Below are 16,480 nucleotides of genomic sequence, written 5' to 3' on the forward strand. Positions count from 1 at the left end.
GCTGGGCCAGCCGGCCGTGGTGAGAGAGCGGCGCTAGCTCGGGGTATTCGAGAGGGCGTCGGTGATGATGCCCTCGATGGCATCGACCACCCCGCCGCCGTTGATGACCATGTAGAGCACCCCGGCAAGCGCGGCGGCCGCCAAAGATCCCATGGCATATTCGATGGTGCTCATCCCCTCGTCATTGCGGATGAGCTGGGAATACTTATTTAGTGCGTGCATGATTAGTGTCCTTTCATGTGAGGTTTAGAGAAGTTGTGCGCCCAAACTGATGACTACGGGCGCAAGGCCTAGAACGATGAATGCTGGCAGGAAGCACACCGCCAGCGGGAGGGCAATAAATACTCCTGCGCGCTCCGCCTGCGCCGTGGCGTGGGCGGATGCTTCCGCGCGCAATGAAGTACAGATTCGGTGGCATCCGGCCGCGATGGTGGCGCCGGATTGGCCCGACATGATGACAAGCTGCGCTAAGTCCGCCAGCCCCGCATGGCCCTTCATGTGGCCCCACGCGGAGTGCGCGGGAACGCCCACGCCGAGCAGCGCGGCGACGGTCTCCCACAGCTGCTTGGTCTGGGCATCCGCGGTGCGGGCCACCGCGGTGGTGGCACCGTGCACGGATAGCCCTGCGGCCAAGCACGCTGCGAAAAGTTCGACGTCGCCAGCTACTGCCAGCGGATCCAGCGGTGCTGCGGGCTTGAGCTTGCTTATCAGTCCCCCGCGCGCGGTCGGGCCATCGCGCGGGGTCTTGGCGGTCGTCTCGGTTGCGCTGGCAGGTGCCAAGCGGGCGGTGTGCGGCGGCAGGCCAACGAGGGCGGCGAGGGCGATAAAGATGAGCGGGGTCATGCGGCTGCCTTCCGGATGATGACGCGCGACCAGGCGAATCCGCCGCAGGCCAGCGCCACGCCCACCACGAGGAGAATGCCACCCAATCCGCCGCCTAAAAGGAAGCCGAGCGAGTTGGCGCCCATGGCCCCTCCCATGGCGATGCCAGCTATGGGCAGGCACGCGAGCACCGTGGCGGTGGCTTGGGGTCCTTGCAGGCTGGCGGAGGTGGATTGCTGGTGGCGTCGGGAAGCGTCGAGGCGGCTTTGCGCTTGGTCGAGCAAGCTGGCCACCGCAATGCCGTGGTAGGTGGACAGCTCTAATAGGTGGCCTAGGCGGTTAAGTTCCGGCAGAGCCTTGCCGCCCCGCGCATCTATCAGCGCCATGTGCGGCGGCGCACCGCGCGCGGCGAGGGCGGCCGTAGATTCTAGTGCTGCGGATACCTCGCGCGGGGTGGTGGCTGGAAGGGAATCCACGCCGCGGGCAAGCGCGCCAGCCAGGGTCGCCCCTGCGCGCAGGTCCGCGGTAACCACGCCTAGGTAGGCGGCCAGCCCCTCGCGGCCGCGCCGCTCCGCCCGCGCGGCCACCAGGTCTTTGACGTACCAGGACACGCACCACGCGATAATGGCGGCGGCGATGGCGATACTGATGCGGCCCACCGAGTAGAAGACCAGGCTGCCGCAAAAGACTGCGCCTAAGATCACCACGGAGCTGGTCTGTGCCCGGCGCGTGGCTGAGGCCAAGCGGCCGGCACTCGAGGGCGCGGGTATAAGCAGCGCAGCGGCAAGGATGAGGTAGCTAAGCATGGCTGGCCTCCCCGACATGCTCCCCCAGCAGCTGCGCGGAGAATTCCGCGAAGCCGTCTGCCGGACCAGCTTCGGCACTCCAGATGATGCGCGGGGTCACTGGGTTTCCCTCGAGCACGCCGATATGGGCGAGGCGGCGGCCCTGTGGGGTGCGCTCCATGGTCAGCACCATGTGCACAGCCGCAGCCAATTGCGAGTGCAGCGCCGCACGGTCCAAGCCACCGAGGGCGGCGAGAGCCTCCATGCGGGCTGGTACTTCAAAGAGGGAATTGGCGTGCAGCGTGCCGGCGCCGCCGTCGTGGCCGGTGTTGAGCGCAGCAAGGAGATCCACCACCTCACGGCCGCGGATCTCGCCCACCACGATGCGGTCCGGCCGCATGCGCAGCGCTTGGCGCAGCAGTTGTGACATCGTGACCTCGCCGCTTCCCTCCGCGTTAGCCCGGCGCGAGACCACGCTGACGCAGTGCGGGTGGTGTGGGGAGAGCTCGGCGGTGTCCTCGATAACGAGGATGCGTTCGCGCTCGGAGACGGTTCCCAAAAGCGCGGAAAGCAGGGTGGTTTTGCCGGAACCGGTGCCGCCGATGACGAGGAAGGAAATCCGCTTGTCCACCACGGCGCGCAGCAGTGCCGCGATGTCTTCAGGCAGCGTGCCATTGTCTACAAGCTGGGGCAGGGTGGTCTGCGCTTGGCGCAGTACGCGCAGGCTCAGGCAAGTCCCGGCCACTGCGGGCGGGCTTAGCAAGGCGTGGACGCGCAGCACGACACCATCGGGGCGAGTAACGCGGCCATCGGCAAAGGGCTGCGCATCATCGAGGCGCGTGCCTGAAGCTGCCGCAAGCCGGCTGGCCAGCTGGCGGACCTCGGCATCATCGCGGAAGGTGATATCGGTGCGCTCAAGGCCTTCGCCGCGGTCCATGAATACCGCGTGTGGCCCGTTGACTACGACGTCTGTGACGCCCTCGCGCCCCAGCACCGCATCGAGCGGGCCCATCCCGGTGGCGTCTTGGCGCAGGCGGCGCAGCAGGTCAAGCACTGCGACGTCACTAATCACGCCGGCTTCTGCGCGAATGCGCCGGGCCAGGGCTGCCGCATCATGCACCACGTCGGGCTCGGCGGCAATGATGCGCTGCATCTTTTCCAGCGTTTCTTGTGTTGCTTTATGCTCGCTCATGCACCAACCTCCTCGAGGACCGCGCGGGCGGCCTTGCGCAAGGGTGCGGGGAGGCGCTGCGGCAGGCCGCCGATTTCTACCGCGCGGGTGAGGCCCCGGAGCGTCGGCAATTCTGCCAGCACCGTGCTGTGGACGATGCGTTCTACTTCCGCCGCGCTTAACGACGCCCACTGGCGTTGCCGCAGCACCACCACGCACCTGCGCCGCGCAGCATCGAAGCGCACCAGAAGTTGCGCGGCCGACGCGGCCGAGCGCACCTCAGCGGCCACCATGATGACCACGTGGGTACAAGCATCCGGGATGGTCTCCGGGGTGCAATCCACCACGCATATCCCTTCGCCCGCATGGGCCGCCCCTACTACCCGGGCAAGCAGGTCCTTGTCCAAGCGGAAGGGATCCGCGACGGTGCTGCGCGCGGCCGAGAGCACCGCTACCCCATCAGGCGTGGATGGCAGCGCGCGGTAGAGATCTGCGGCATCGATGCTGCCATCGCCCACGGTAAGCTCCGGCCAGCGCGCCCCCGGTTCCGCTTCTACACCGAGCAGGAGGTCGAGGCCGCCGGAGTATGGGTGGGCGTCGATAAGCAGGGCGCGACCGTCGGCTGCGCATTGGGTGCGGGCCAACGCGGCCGCGAAGGTCGAAGCGCCCACCCCGCCGCTCGCGCCCACCACGGCGATGGTCGCACTGCCTGGCCGCGCTTCCTGTGGCGCGCCCGCAGCGGCAATGCTCGCCAGCAACTCCTTAACCTGGGCAGGGATGATAAAGGCGCTCTCTGCATGGCAGGCGAGCGCCGCCTCGTAATCAATCGGTCCGGGGTCCGCGGCCAGGAAAAGCACCGGCGCAGGCGCGGTGTCGGTGCGCCGCGCTGCTGCCACCACGCGGGCCATGAGGGAATCAACCAGCACCGCATAGGCGCCGGGCAAGCTGCGCGGAATATCGCGGGGATCGGTTACGGTCAGCACATCGTGGCTGGTAGCAGCCGCGGCGTGAACGGCCTCGGCGCGCAGCGCTTCGTCACCAATGGCGACGACGATGACGGCGGAATCAGGGTGTAGTGCGTTCATGCCTCATAGCTTGAAGCATTCGCGCAACCGCAACGAGGCTCCGGCAGCAGTGCTGTGGATAACCCGCCAGAAGTCACCATGTGGACCTAGTTTGGTTGTCGTTTCAACCAAAAATCTGTGGATAACCGGCGCCGCACGGCGGTAGATATAGGTGACGGCCCGCGCATCGGGGGGGTGTGCGCGCGGGCCGTCAGTAACCCGGCCTCGGGGGGTGAGCCGGGGCAGGCCGCACGGTATATCGGGGCCTTGCACGCATTATTATGACATGTTCGCCACCCAATCACAACAGCTAACAGCAGATTTCCACGGTCACGGCGCTGACCTGCACCGAATACATGTTCACTCAACGCCACCCCCACGCGGGTTCCCAATCCCACATTTGTGACATACAAATCACCGTTAACGTCAACCACTTCTGCACCAGCAAGTACTAAGGACGGCTACACTCGGCAGCACATCATGACTACTTCCCGCGAGCCCCGTCATCCCCGCCGCGCAGCCACCACCCGAGCCGGCGGCGACCCCGCACGCACCGCGGCGTTTTTCGATCTCGATAAGACCATCATCGCCACCTCCTCGGCCTATGCGTTTGGCCGCGAGTTCCTTCACAACGGGCTCATCTCGCCGGCCGAAGCACTGCAGCTATCACTTGCTAAGGCCAGCTATATGTTCTCCGGTTTGACCAGCGAAGGCATGGATTCCACCCGCGACCAACTCACCGCAATGGTCACTGGGTGGTCCGTGGACGAGGTGCGCGCCATCGCCCGCGACACCATGCATCACGTGGTCACGCCCTCCATTTATGCTGAGGCCCGCGAACTTATCCGCACCCACCGCGCCGCTGGCCACCACGTGGTTATCGTCTCTGCCTCCGCGGCCGTGCTGGTGGACATCATCGCAGAAGAACTCGGCGTCGAACACGTCATTGCCACCGAATTGGCAGAGGAAAACGGCCGTTTTACCGGGGAGGTGCTCTTTTATTGCAAGGGCCCCACTAAAGCAGAGGCACTGGAGCAGACCGCAGCGGCAGAAAACCTCGACCTTAATGCCAGCTACGCCTACTCGGATTCCGCTACGGATATCCCGATGCTAGAAAAGGTAGGCCACCCCGTCGCCGTCAACCCAGACAAGCAGCTAAAGCGCCACGCCCTCGCCCACGATTGGAATATCCGCTCCTTTAAGGACCCGGTGCCGCTCCTTCCTGCACCGACCGCCAAGGAAATTGGAATCGGCGCCTCCGTTCTGGCGGGTACCGCGGCAGTTATCGGTGCTGGCCTGTGGCTAACGCAGCATCCGGGCCGCCCTGGCCCGCCCAAGCGGGGCCCACGGCGCGCCTCTTAGGCCGCGCGAGCAATCGCGTCGGCTTCTTTGCCACCGGCGGTCCAGGCGGCGAGGTGGGTTAAGAGGGCGTCGGCAAGCGCGGTGCGATAATTGTCCACCGCGGCGGCATACTCGGCGCGGTGGCGGGTGTAGTAGACCTCGGGCACGGCAAAACCGCGCGGGTCAAAGCCCGTATGCACCGCGGCGAGGCGGGAGGCCACGCGGGCGACGAGGCCACTGCGAGGGCCAAAGAACTCGCCGGCGGCAATCTCGGCATGGACCACACTCGGCAGCAAGAGATCGAAGGCGGGACCGCCACCCTGCGCGATGAGCCGTCCCAACCCTTGCAAGCGCGCACTCTCACCGGCCGGAATGCCGGTACCGCCGGCCGCGACGTCGATGCGCGCCAGCACCTGCAGCGGTGCCCGGGCAAAGGAGCGCACCGTAGCATCTAAGAGTTCCGGGGCGGCCACGGAATAGGCGCTGATAGCGCTGGCCAGCGGCCCTTCTTCCATATCTTCCGGTCCCGGATGTGGGGGGATGGCGTGGCCGTCCAGCGCCACGCTGGCACGGGCGCCGCGCATGAGGGACTCCGCAGAGATAACCTCAAACTTGCGCAATCCTGCAGGTCGGCGGTGTGCACGAGCAATGGCAGCGGCGGCCTTTTCTGCACTTTCTTTTACCCCCGGCAGGCGAAACAGCGGGGATAACGCGTCATTTTCTGACATATCCATTAGGATAGCCGTGGAAGTCCCTAAGTATGCGTGGCACCATGGGATAATAGTGATTCCATTATTGTTGGGGACATTACAAGGTTTAGATAAACGCGAGGAGAATTAATCGTGAGCAACGATGGACTTTTTACCGACGGTACTGATCAATTTGCACCGAAGGTGAACTCGATCCCTTTGAGTGACGTGGATACATCCTCGTCCGAGACCTCGGTAGGCCAGCTGGTCTCCAACGCCACCGAGCAGATGTCCCAGCTCGTGCGCTCCGAGGTGGAGCTAGCCAAGACCGAGCTGGCAGAGTCCGCTAAGAAGGGCGGCATCGGTGCAGGCCTCTTCGGCGGCGCAGGCACCATCGCGCTGTATAGCTCCTTCTTCTTTTTCTTCTTCCTGGCCGAGCTTCTCGCCGTCTGGCTGGACCGCTGGGCAGCGTTCCTGATCGTTTTCTTGATCATGATCGTCCTCGCCGGCATCCTAGCCTTCGTTGGCCTGAAGAACGTCAAGCAGGTCAAGGCCCCGCAGAAGACCATTGACTCCACCAAGGAACTCAAGAACTTGGTTCCGGGCAAGGCGCAGAAGTCCCTGGACCGTAAGAACACCAACGGCCTCTACACCTAAACCGGCAGGCGCCACGCGTACGTGCACCCCTCTATCCGCCCTAGCTAGCCTGGGGCGGATTTTGTGTACTTCCGCCCCCTCTTCTCTACCGTTTCTGCCCCAACTATAGAAAGGCGGCACCATGGCCTTCGCACCCCTGCCCCCCTCAACGGTGGAGCTGGATGGACCTTATGCGCATGAGTTCGTCCACACCCGCGGCATTCGCCTGCACGTCGCCACGGCGGGCGATAGCACGCAGCCACTCGTGGTGCTCATCCACGGCGCCTTCGGCGGATGGTTCGATTACCAGGACGTCATAGCGCCGATTGCACAACGCGGCTTCCACGTCGCGGCCGTGGATATGCGGGGCTTTGGTATGTCCGATAAGCCGCCCATTGATGCGGGGCAGGATATCCGCACTTTAGTGGGCGATATTAGCGGGCTCATTCAGGCCTTGGGCCATGACGACGCCTTTGTGGTGGGCGCCGATACGGGTGGCGCCGTGGCATGGTGCTTGGCGGCAGAACGCCCTGAGCGGGTGCGCGGCCTAGCCTCCATATCCTCCGCCCACCCGGTGGATCTGCGCCGCGCGATTGCCGCCCGGCCGTGGGACTTTGGGTGGATTAACCTGCGCTCGTTGCTGTGCCGCCTGCCGCGCGTTACCCGCGCCCAAAACCTGCTGCTTAGCCCGCGCGCCTACCGCAAGGAGCTGGAGCTGGATACGGGGCCTTCGCTTGCCGACGCCACCCTAGACCGCATCCTCGATCTCCGCCTGCGCGCCTCCCGCATCGGCAGCGTCCGCCGTGGAATCTTGTGGAACCACCGCATGCGCACCGCCGTGGTCCCCTTGACCTGGGTAGAACTGGCAGTAGAGCGCCCCGTGCTCTTTATCCACGCCCAGCAGCGTCTATGGAACCCCGTGGTCCGCCGCGCCGCCTCGCGCGCCCGCCGCGGATTCACCGCCACGACCGTCCCCGGCGCGAAGAACCTTCCGCACCTGGAAGCACCGGCGGATTTCGTTTCCATGCTGGCGGCCTGGCTACAAGAACATAACTAGTGCGCCACGCACTCCCCGGTATCAACCGGGTGGGTAAGCTGCGTGATGTCTCCGATCTGGGCGTTGACCTCATCGGCGGTTAGGGCATAGCCCGTCTCGGAATCATCCACCGAGGCGCCGAAGACCACGCCGAGGACCTCGCCGGCCGTGTTGACCAGCGGCCCGCCGGAATTTCCTTGTTGGATCTTGCCGCGCACGGTGTAGGAATCTCGTTCCACGCGACCATGCGAGTAGATATCCGGGCCGGAAATGGTGATGCGATCGCGCACGCGCGCCATCTCGGCGTCGAAAGGCCCAGAGTGCGGGAAGCCCATGACCATGGCATCATCGCCCGTCTGGGCCGGGGCCTGGGCCCATGGCAGCGGATCGATGCCCAGGTCGCGCGAGTGCAGCACGGCCACATCCACATCCGGGTTGTAGTAGACCACGGTCGCGTCCTTGAGTCCCACCTTGGTATCCAAGCGCACGGTCTGCGTGCCGGCCACTACGTGAGCATTGGTGATCACGTAGTCATCGGCCGCCACGAAGCCGGAACCCATGAGGCGGCGGGAGCACTCTTCGGCGTCGCCAAGCACGTGAATGACAGACGGCCGCATGCGCCGCACCATCTCCGGATCCTGCACGTCTGGGTCCGGCTCTTCTACTTCCTCGGTGCTAATCGAGTTTTGCCACGGCGAGACTAGCGGCGGCAGGCCGGACTCGTTGAGCATCGCCGCCACCCCATTGGGCAGCGACGCTACCTGCGCCGGCGCGGCCGAGTTGAGGTTGCCCAAGATGCGGGAATCGCGGAGGCCCTGACCGGCCGCACCGCCTAAATTGGTGGCCACGGGGATAGAAATGAGCCAAATAACCACCAAGGCGGCAAAGGCTTGAAAAACCGCACCCACGGCGGAATCGAGGCGCTGCGTCTTGCGCGCCTTCATGCGATCGCGCACGCTGCCACCTAACGAGGATCCGATAAGCTGCCCGACGCCCACAAAAAGCACCAGGATTCCCACCAATAGCAGCAAGCGCAGCGAGGGCTGCTCCACCAAGCGCAGGGCGGCCGGGGCCACGGCAATGCCTAGCACTACCCCAGCACCCACACCAATGGAGGCCAATACCGCCGCGAGGGCGCCATTGCGCCACCCACTCAGGAGCGCTATGAGGACGGCGACCACAATCAAGCCGTCAACGATGAGCGCAGGAGTCATGGCTATGGGTTCTTTCTATCTGGGAGTTAAAACGAATACGTACCGCGGCACAAGCGGTTAGGACATCTTCTCATTATTGCGGGAGTTTGTGAGGGAGTCACGCAGGTCCATGACTGAATTGTTATCCCATGGAATGCTCCACCCAGCGTGCTGCAATAGTGCCGAAAGCACGCCGGCGGTAAAGCCCCAAATGACGTAACCATTGGCGTGAAATGCTGGTCCTTGCCACTTTCTAAAGCCCACCATGAAGCGGTTGCGCGGATCGATCAACTCCCGGATAGGCACGAGAAACACGTCATCGGTTTCATCGGGGCTGGCGGGATAGACCTCCCCCGGCTGGGCCCAATGCGCCAAAATGGGGCTCACCGGATTGCCGGTGGCGCGGATATGCAGCTGCTCCCACTGCTCCAGCGGGGTCACGGAGTTGCGCTGCAGATCCGTTTCCTCCCAGGCTTCCCGCAGCGCGGTATCCACCAGGGAGGTATCGGCGGGATCCCGGCGGCCGCCGGGAAAGGCTATCTGGCCCGAGTGCGAGCGCATGGACGGCGAGCGATGCGTGAGCAAAATGCTGGCCTCCTCCGCGCTCTCACCGCTCAGCAGCATGAGCACGGCCGCTTCCCGCTTGACCGGCACCTGCACATTGGTGCCGTTGAGGGACGAAGCCTGGCGGTTGCCAATGAGCTCTTGCACCTGGCTGGGGTCTACCCCCAGCGCCGGCTTGAGCCAATCTGGTGTGCGCTCGGGAAGGAGTTGACTCATGCCGCAATCGCCTCCTCCACGGCCTTTTCAATCTCCGCTGCGGAGCTAAACGGCTGCGCAAATTGCTTGCGCACCTCACCGTCCTTGAGCACCACCGTCACCGGCACCACGCCCGGCAGGCCCAGTTCACCGGCAAACTTATTATCCGAATCCTGGAAGCTCGGCAGCTCCACGCCCAAGTCATTCAAGAAAGCTGCACCATTTCCCGCATTCTTATCCGCATGCACGCCCACAACCTGCCAGTCTGGGTGCGCTTCCGCCACATCCTGCAGATAGGGAAGCTCCGCGCGGCACGGCTCGCACCACCACGCCCACACATTGACCACGGCTACGCCCTCATCGGCGGGCTTTCCGGCGTCCGCACCGCCTAAACACTCCAGCTCTACCCCAGCCACAGTGCCGGCCGGGCAGTCTGGACGCTGCGGGACTTCTTGTGGGGAAGCCTCGCTTGGCGACGCCTCCTCAGATCCGTCCCCACCCCGCAACTGCGAGACCCCAGCTACCGCAATGACGGCAATCAGGATCGCGGCAATTACCGTGCCAAGGACGTAGTTCTTCATACCGTTAGCCTAGCGCCCACGAGCGGCTGGACACATATCCCGCAGAACGCATGCATCGCACTCCGGCGTGCGCGCATGGCAGACCTGGCGCCCGTGGAAGATGACGCGGTGTGAAAACATCGTCCACTCTTCTTCCGGCACGAGCTTTGCGATGTCCCGCTCAATCTTGACCGGCGTCGTCTCCCCCGTCAGCCCGAGCCGCTGCATGAGGCGGCCGAAATGCGTATCCACGGTCAGCCCGGGGATCCCGAAGGCATTTCCGAGCACCACCAGCGCGGTCTTGCGCCCGACCCCGGGCAAGCTGGTCAGTTCCTTGACCGTGCGCGGGACCTCGCCTTGAAAATCTGCCACCAGCTTCTCCCCAATGCCCAAAAGGTGCCCCGCCTTGGCACGCTGAAAGCCAAGCGGCCGCAGGATGCTCTCCAAGTCCGAGCGCTGCGCGGAAGCATAATCCGCCGCCTCGGGGTAGCGAGCAAAGAGTTCAGGGGTCACCGAATTCACGCGTTCATCCGTACATTGCGCGGAAAGAACGGTGGCAACGAGCAGCTGCAGCGGGGAGTCATAATCCAAGGCACACCGTGCATCCGGGTACTCCTGCGCCAAACGCCGATTTATCTCCGGTGCGCGCAGCTCCGGCGCGCTGGCCGCTGACAGTGCTGAATTCATGGGGTTTAGCTTAGTAGACTAGGAAACCATGATTTCACTCGTGATTCTGGTGCCACTTGCCATCGCCCTTTTCGCCCTCCTGATGGAAAAGCTTGAGGCAGTCGTTTTTGCTGACTAGGCCGGAAAACTGCTGGCCTGAACCGTGCCCTAGCACGAGTAGAGTTTCTATAGTGTGACAAAATTTCACTGAAGTACCAAAAGTGACCAATTACACTGTAAGATGAAATCCGTTACACAGTGACCCCGCTTGTTCCGCATTGTCGAGTGCACGAAAGACCGCACCCAGATGTGGCACAGGCTCATCTATGGACTTTCTTAGTCGACATCCAAGGAGTAAAACGTGGAAGGCGTACAGGACATCCTCTCCCGCGCCGGAATCTTCCAAGGCGTTGATCCCGTTGCAGTGCAGCACCTAATCGAGCAGATGGAGACCGTGCGCTACCCGCGCGGAACCACCATCTTCGACGAAGGCGAGCCTGGTGATCGCTTGTACATCATCACCTCGGGCAAGATTAAGCTCGCCCGCCACGCCCCGGATGGCCGCGAAAACCTCCTGACCGTCATGGGCCCATCCGATATGTTTGGCGAGCTGTCCATCTTCGATCCGGGCCCGCGCACCTCTTCCGCAGTGTGCGTGACCGAGGTTCAGGCAGCCACCATGAACTCCGAGCTGCTCAAGAAGTGGGTAGGCGACCACCCCGAAATCGCCCAGCAGCTGCTGCGCGTGCTGGCTCGCCGCCTGCGCCGCACCAACGCTAACCTGGCTGACCTCATCTTCACCGACGTTCCGGGCCGCGTGGCAAAGACCTTGCTGCAGCTGGCTAACCGCTTCGGCGTCCAGGAAGGCAGCGCCCTGCGCGTGAACCACGACCTCACCCAGGAAGAGATTGCCCAGCTGGTGGGCGCTTCCCGTGAGACCGTCAACAAGGCGCTGGCCACCTTCGCGCACCGCGGTTGGATCCGCCTCGAGGGCAAGTCCGTGCTCATCGTCGATACCGAGCACCTCGCCCGCCGCGCTCGCTAAGACCGCGCCGGCTCACGACCCCGCCTCGGCGGGGTTTCGCTGGTTTTGCCCCCTTAACCAGTTCCGCACCACACTTGTGGCCGCGGTACGCTCCACACCGCACTGCCTGCGGACCATACCGCGGCCACACGTCGACCCTGCGGACCTCCTACCTCAGCCGACAGCACAATTAAGCCCCTCTTCCCACCGATGAGGAAGAGGGGCGAATGAAGATAGGCTTATTTAGCCTCGCCGTCCAAGTACTTCAGCGCGGTGCGCGTGGACTGCTCCGCAGCGTGGCGCAGCACCGGGTCCACATCGTCATACATCTCGTTGACCAGGGTATTCAGATCTACATCTTCGCCAAGGCGAGAGCGGATCTCCTTAATCTGGTCAAGGCGGTAGTGGCGGCGATCAATGTACTTGCGGGCCACCTGAGAGGTGTCATCCAAGTCTGGTCCGTGTCCCGGGAACAGCGCAATATCCTTCCCGCGCTCTTCCAAGGTGTCGAGGGTCTGCAGGTAATCGGCCAAGTTACCGTCCGTCTCCGAAAGGAGAACGGTGTGGCGGCCGGCGATGGTGTCACCGGAGATAATGCCTTCGAGGCGGGAATTTCCTACCTCGCCGCTCCACGCAAAGAAGCAGGTGGAATCCGCGGTATGCCCTGGGGTGTGCACGACCTCGAGACTTGGGGTGATGCCATCGAGGGAGATGTGCTCGCCGTCCTGGAGGGCCTCGGCACCATTGCAGTAGCTCGGATCGAAGGCGCGGATGGGGGCGCCGGTCATCTGCCGCAAGCGTTGTGCGCCCGAAGCGTGGTCATCATGGCGGTGGGTAATCAAAATCAAAGCCACCTCACCTGCGTTGCGGTGCACAACGTTGAGATGGCCTTCATCCTCGGGACCCGGATCCACGACGATCGCCCGAGAGTCTTCAGCGGCGCGAATAATCCACGTATTCGTCCCCTCAAGGGCGGTGTAGCTGGGGTTATCACAAAGGACTACGCCAACGGACTGGCTGACGGGACGCAATTGACTATATGCGGGGTGCTCCATAGTTACTAGCCTATCCGATCAAGCAGCAATTTCTACGATTAGTTCGATCTCTACCGGGGCGTTTTTAGGCAACGCAGCTACGCCCACTGCGGAGCGAGCATGCTTTCCAGCATCCCCAAAGACCTCACCGATGAAATCGGAGGCACCATTGATAACTACCGGTTGGTCTGCATAGGCCGGATCGGAGGCCACAAACCCCACGATTTTTACCACGCGGGAGACATTGTCCAGGCCAACTTCGGCATCGATAGCGGCAAGAGCATTCAGCGCCGCGATACGAGCCTGTTCCTGGGCTTGTTCCGTGGTGACTTCGGCGCCAACCTTGCCGGTGAGCGGCAGGGCGCCTTCCACGAGGGGAAGCTGGCCAGAGGTCCAGACCTGATCACCCACGCGCACGGCCGGCACATAGGAAGCTAGCGGCTTGGCGACGCCCGGCAGCTCATACCCCAGCTCCCGCAAGCGAGCGTGAAAGCCCATTTACTCTGCCACCTCGCGCTTGAAGTAGGCCACGACGTTTTCCGGGTTAGGACCCGGGGTGACGGTGACCAGTTCCCAGCCATCTTCACCCCAAGAATCGAGTATCTGCTTGGTGGCGTGGGTAAGGACAGGTGCGGTTGCGTATTCCCATTTAGTCATGGGGTCCATTCTAACTATTAAATACGCACTATGCCGTCTAAATTCTTAAATGCCGACGAGCTCGCCGCCTTGGGCCAAGTAGTGGGCCCAGTCCGTGATGTGGGGGTTCTTGCGCAGCAGAGCTCGGCGCTGGCGCTCGGTCAGCCCGCCCCACACACCGAACTCGACGCGATTATCCAGGGCGTCGGCGCGGCATTCGGTCAACACCGGGCAGTGGCGGCAAATGACGGCCGCCTTGCGCTGTTCCGCACCGCGAACAAATAGGGCATCCGGGTCGCCCTTGCGGCATTTGGCCTGGGTGACCCACTCACCACGCTCGGGATTTCGGGCTGTATTAGACATTCCAGCAGTCTTCACACGAACGGTCATGGGTGAGTGTGCTCCTTCCCAGACGGAATACTATGTAACGCATCTGAGTCTATTCATCCAGGTAGAAGATTGTCTAACACGTCACACTTTAGGGGGTGCGAGTGATCTTCCACCTACCAAGGGCAACCACGTAGTGTATGGGGCGTGACTGTCATCAAATCTTTGGCCAAGATAGCCCTGTCTACGGTCTTGGTAGGTGCGCTCATCGCCCTGGCTCTTGCCCCCTTCGCGGGCATTTCCGGTGTAGCGATTGCCCGCACTAACGAAACCATGCAATCTGACCTGCAAGATCTGACTGCCGGCAATATCCCAGGCGTCACCACGATCAAAGACGCCAAGGGCAAGGACATGGCTTATGTCTTCAGCCAACGCCGCCACCCGGTGGAGAGCAAGAAGATCTCTAAGGCCATGAAAAACGCCATCGTCTCCATTGAGGACGAGCGCTTTTATGATCACGAAGGCGTGGACTTCCAGGGAAATTTCCGCGCGCTATGGACAAACCTGACGTCAGGCGGCGTCTCCCAGGGCGCTTCCACCATCGATCAGCAGTACGTCAAGAACTACCTCTTGCTGGTCTCTGCCACCACCGATGAAGAGCGCGCCGCGGCCACCGAGCAATCCGTGGCCCGCAAGCTGCGCGAGATGCGTATGGCCACCAAGATGGATGCGGAATTGGATAAGGAGGACATCCTCACCAACTATCTCAACCTGGTGTCTTTTGGTAACCACGCCTATGGCGTCGAGGCGGCGGCCCGCACCTACTTTGGCACGCATGCTTCCGAGCTCACGGTGCCGCAGGCAGCAATGCTGGCCGGCATGGTCCAATCCTCTGAGCGCCTCAATCCCTATACCAACGCCGAGGAAGTAACCGACCGACGCAACCTAGTCCTGCAATCCATGGCGGATAACGGCCATATCAAGCAACAGGAAGCGGATAAGTATAAGGGGGAGAAGCTGGGCGTCGGCAAGAAGCCCAAAACGCTAGCCAATGGCTGCATCGGCGCCGGCGACCGCGGTTTCTTCTGTGATTATGTACTGAAATACCTGGATAAGAAGGGCATTAGCGAGGAGCAGCTAGCGCGCGGCGGCTACACCATCAAAACCACGCTGGACCCAACGGTGCAGGATAAGGCCCTCGAGTCCGTCCAAAGCCATACCAATCCGGATGCCCAGGGCGTGGCTGAAGTCATGAACGTCATCAAGCCAGGCAGGTCGGACCGCAAGGTGCTGGCCATGGTCTCCTCGCGCGATTACGGCCTGGACCTGGATAAAAATGAGACCATCCTGCCGCAGCCCTACTCCTTGGTGGGCAACGGTGCAGGTTCCGTCTTTAAGGTCTTTACCGCCGCGGCCGCGCTCGAAGCGGGCTATGGCATCAAAAACACCGTGGATGTGCCCACCCGCTACGAGGCGGAAGGCCTAGGCCACGGCGGTGCCGCCGGCTGCCCAGCTGACCGCTACTGCGTGGAAAACGCTGGTGCCTATAAGGCCACGATGACGCTACAGGAAGCGCTGGCGCACTCCCCCAATACGCCGTTTATCAAGCTCACGGAGCAGGTAGGCGTGGCACCCATCGTCGATATGGCCGTGCGTTTGGGCCTGCGCTCCTACGATGACAAGGGCAGCTTTGATAAAGACACCTCGATTGCTCAGCACACCAAGGACGCCAACTCCGGCTCCTTCACCTTGGGCCCCGACCAGGTCAACCCGCTGGAGCTTTCCAATGTCGGCGCCACGCTGGCCGCGGATGGCAGGTGGTGTGAGCCTAACCCCATCTCCCAGGTCACGGATAAGGAAGGCAACGAGGTCTATCTCAAGGAAACCCCGTGTGAGCAGGCCGTTGATAAGGACGTAGCCCGCGCGATGAGCAATGCCCTGTCCGAGGACGCCAAGCAGGGCACCGCCAAGGATGCCGCCCAAGCGGCCGGTTATTCCAGCCCAATCGCGGCCAAGACCGGTACCACCGAGTCCAACCAATCCTCCGCATTTTTGGGATTCAACGAGGGTATTTCCGCCGCGCCGTATATCTATAACGATGGTACCTCCACCGTCCCGCTATGTACCGGGCCGGTGCGCCAGTGCGCGGGTTGGGGCAACCTCTACGGCGGCTTGGAACCGGCGCAGACCTTCTTCAGCATGGCTACGCAGCTGCCGATAGCGACCAAGGCCGGACTGCCGAACTACAACAAGAAGTACGACAACGGCACCACGGCCGATAAGACCCTTGATAGCCTGCGCGGCAAGTCCGAGGCCGAGGCCCGCCAGACCTTGGAGTCCAAGGGCTACGTAGTCAAGACCTCCCGGGTCATCGGCGGCAATGTTCCTTATGGCCGCGTGGTTCGCGCGATTACCGGCAAGGACGGCAAGAAGAAGGGCGCGGAGATTACGCTGCAGCTTTCCGACGGCGCCGGGGCCTCCCAATCCCCCTCCTCCGGCGTGGCCGACGCCAACTCCACCGGCGCACAAAATAGCACCGGCGGCGGTAATGCCGACGGTGCTACGAGCCCGGGCCGCTCGACTGGCGGCACAGGCGGCGGAAGGGGCAACGGCGGTGGCGGTACCGGCGGCGGGTTCTCGCCGGAAGACTTTGGCATCCGCCAAGAGGACATCGATAGCTTTGCCAACGATGTCCGCAGCCTGCTTGGCCGCTAAGCCTCGCCCGTTGCGGTCTCGC

The 16,480-nt window shown here is 63.0% G+C and carries 19 protein-coding genes; 5 read left to right on the forward strand and 14 right to left on the reverse strand.

The window, feature by feature from the left end:
* Nucleotides 1-33: 33 nt before the first annotated feature.
* Genes QP941_RS09250 through ssd form a run of 5 tightly spaced genes read right to left on the reverse strand, consistent with a single transcriptional unit; the run spans nucleotide 34 to nucleotide 3,863 of the window.
* Entirely contained in the window at nucleotides 34-222 is a 189-nt protein-coding gene (locus QP941_RS09250) for a DUF4244 domain-containing protein (protein ID WP_005327144.1), read from the reverse strand.
* Between the two features lie 24 nt (nucleotides 223-246).
* Nucleotides 247-843: a type II secretion system F family protein gene (locus QP941_RS09255; protein WP_284868743.1), complete on the reverse strand. Its 597-nt coding sequence runs from the start codon at nucleotides 841-843 to the stop codon at nucleotides 247-249.
* Nucleotides 840-1,628, reverse strand: a complete 789-nt coding sequence (locus QP941_RS09260) for a type II secretion protein F (RefSeq protein WP_284868744.1) — start codon at nucleotides 1,626-1,628, stop codon at nucleotides 840-842. Before QP941_RS09260 ends, QP941_RS09255 begins: the two co-directional genes overlap by 4 nt.
* The gene (locus QP941_RS09265) at nucleotides 1,621-2,799 is read right to left on the reverse strand and encodes a TadA family conjugal transfer-associated ATPase (protein WP_284868745.1); all 1,179 of its coding nucleotides are present in this window, start codon (nucleotides 2,797-2,799) and stop codon (nucleotides 1,621-1,623) included. Before QP941_RS09265 ends, QP941_RS09260 begins: the two co-directional genes overlap by 8 nt.
* On the reverse strand, nucleotides 2,796-3,863 hold the full coding sequence (ssd, locus tag QP941_RS09270; RefSeq protein WP_284868746.1) for a septum site-determining protein Ssd: 1,068 nt from the start codon (nucleotides 3,861-3,863) through the stop codon (nucleotides 2,796-2,798). Before ssd ends, QP941_RS09265 begins: the two co-directional genes overlap by 4 nt.
* A 459-nt stretch (nucleotides 3,864-4,322) precedes the next feature.
* Here ssd and QP941_RS09275 point away from each other — a divergent pair, with 459 nt between their 5' ends.
* Nucleotides 4,323-5,204, forward strand: coding sequence for an HAD family hydrolase (locus tag QP941_RS09275; RefSeq protein ID WP_284769186.1), 882 nt, complete (start codon nucleotides 4,323-4,325; stop codon nucleotides 5,202-5,204).
* Here the strand turns inward: QP941_RS09275 and QP941_RS09280 are convergent.
* Nucleotides 5,201-5,917: an oxidoreductase gene (locus tag QP941_RS09280; protein ID WP_284769185.1), complete on the reverse strand. Its 717-nt coding sequence runs from the start codon at nucleotides 5,915-5,917 to the stop codon at nucleotides 5,201-5,203. The genes QP941_RS09275 and QP941_RS09280 overlap by 4 nt on opposite strands.
* A gap of 105 nt (nucleotides 5,918-6,022) precedes the next feature.
* On the opposite strand from QP941_RS09280, the gene QP941_RS09285 reads away from it, so the two are divergent.
* Together QP941_RS09285 and QP941_RS09290 are read left to right on the forward strand one after the other, a co-directional pair.
* The gene (locus QP941_RS09285) at nucleotides 6,023-6,529 is read left to right on the forward strand and encodes a phage holin family protein (RefSeq protein WP_239278546.1); all 507 of its coding nucleotides are present in this window, start codon (nucleotides 6,023-6,025) and stop codon (nucleotides 6,527-6,529) included.
* Between the two features lie 121 nt (nucleotides 6,530-6,650).
* Nucleotides 6,651-7,565 carry an alpha/beta fold hydrolase gene (locus QP941_RS09290; protein ID WP_284769184.1) on the forward strand — a complete coding sequence of 305 codons (915 nt, stop codon included), beginning with the start codon at nucleotides 6,651-6,653 and terminating at the stop codon, nucleotides 7,563-7,565.
* Here QP941_RS09290 and QP941_RS09295 read toward each other — a convergent pair.
* From QP941_RS09295 to nth, 4 genes are read right to left on the reverse strand one after another with little or no spacing between them, the layout of a single operon-like run.
* Nucleotides 7,562-8,758 (reverse strand): MarP family serine protease, encoded by a 1,197-nt coding sequence (locus tag QP941_RS09295; RefSeq protein ID WP_284769183.1) that lies wholly within the window; start codon nucleotides 8,756-8,758, stop codon nucleotides 7,562-7,564. The genes QP941_RS09290 and QP941_RS09295 overlap by 4 nt on opposite strands.
* A gap of 57 nt (nucleotides 8,759-8,815) precedes the next feature.
* The gene (locus tag QP941_RS09300; protein WP_284769182.1) at nucleotides 8,816-9,517 is read right to left on the reverse strand and encodes an NUDIX hydrolase; all 702 of its coding nucleotides are present in this window, start codon (nucleotides 9,515-9,517) and stop codon (nucleotides 8,816-8,818) included.
* Nucleotides 9,514-10,077 (reverse strand): TlpA family protein disulfide reductase, encoded by a 564-nt coding sequence (locus tag QP941_RS09305; protein WP_284766131.1) that lies wholly within the window; start codon nucleotides 10,075-10,077, stop codon nucleotides 9,514-9,516. The genes QP941_RS09300 and QP941_RS09305 overlap by 4 nt, the downstream gene beginning before the upstream one ends.
* Nucleotides 10,078-10,086: 9 nt before the next feature.
* Nucleotides 10,087-10,743: an endonuclease III gene (gene nth, locus QP941_RS09310; protein ID WP_284868747.1), complete on the reverse strand. Its 657-nt coding sequence runs from the start codon at nucleotides 10,741-10,743 to the stop codon at nucleotides 10,087-10,089.
* 340 nt (nucleotides 10,744-11,083) lie between these two features.
* On the opposite strand from nth, the gene glxR reads away from it, so the two are divergent.
* A complete protein-coding gene (gene glxR / locus QP941_RS09315; protein WP_005323128.1) occupies nucleotides 11,084-11,767 on the forward strand; it encodes a CRP-like cAMP-activated global transcriptional regulator GlxR in 684 nt (227 codons plus the stop codon).
* 218 nt (nucleotides 11,768-11,985) lie between these two features.
* On the opposite strand, the gene QP941_RS09320 is transcribed toward glxR, so the two are convergent.
* From QP941_RS09320 to QP941_RS09335, 4 genes are read right to left on the reverse strand one after another with little or no spacing between them, the layout of a single operon-like run.
* On the reverse strand, nucleotides 11,986-12,801 hold the full coding sequence (locus tag QP941_RS09320; protein ID WP_284868748.1) for an MBL fold metallo-hydrolase: 816 nt from the start codon (nucleotides 12,799-12,801) through the stop codon (nucleotides 11,986-11,988).
* Between the two features lie 18 nt (nucleotides 12,802-12,819).
* A complete protein-coding gene (locus QP941_RS09325; protein WP_198492395.1) occupies nucleotides 12,820-13,278 on the reverse strand; it encodes a RidA family protein in 459 nt (152 codons plus the stop codon).
* Nucleotides 13,279-13,437 carry a Sp36 family protein gene (gene sp36, locus QP941_RS09330; protein WP_005323131.1) on the reverse strand — a complete coding sequence of 53 codons (159 nt, stop codon included), beginning with the start codon at nucleotides 13,435-13,437 and terminating at the stop codon, nucleotides 13,279-13,281.
* Nucleotides 13,438-13,482: 45 nt separating this feature from the next.
* The gene (locus tag QP941_RS09335) at nucleotides 13,483-13,806 is read right to left on the reverse strand and encodes a WhiB family transcriptional regulator (protein ID WP_005323132.1); all 324 of its coding nucleotides are present in this window, start codon (nucleotides 13,804-13,806) and stop codon (nucleotides 13,483-13,485) included.
* Between the two features lie 144 nt (nucleotides 13,807-13,950).
* Between QP941_RS09335 and QP941_RS09340 the strand changes: the two genes are divergently transcribed.
* Complete coding sequence (locus QP941_RS09340) at nucleotides 13,951-16,458, forward strand: transglycosylase domain-containing protein (RefSeq protein WP_284868749.1); 2,508 nt, start codon at nucleotides 13,951-13,953, stop codon at nucleotides 16,456-16,458.
* Nucleotides 16,459-16,480 lie beyond the last annotated feature (22 nt).

The organism is Corynebacterium sp. MSK150, from assembly GCF_030229215.1.
Lineage (GTDB): Bacteria > Actinomycetota > Actinomycetes > Mycobacteriales > Mycobacteriaceae > Corynebacterium.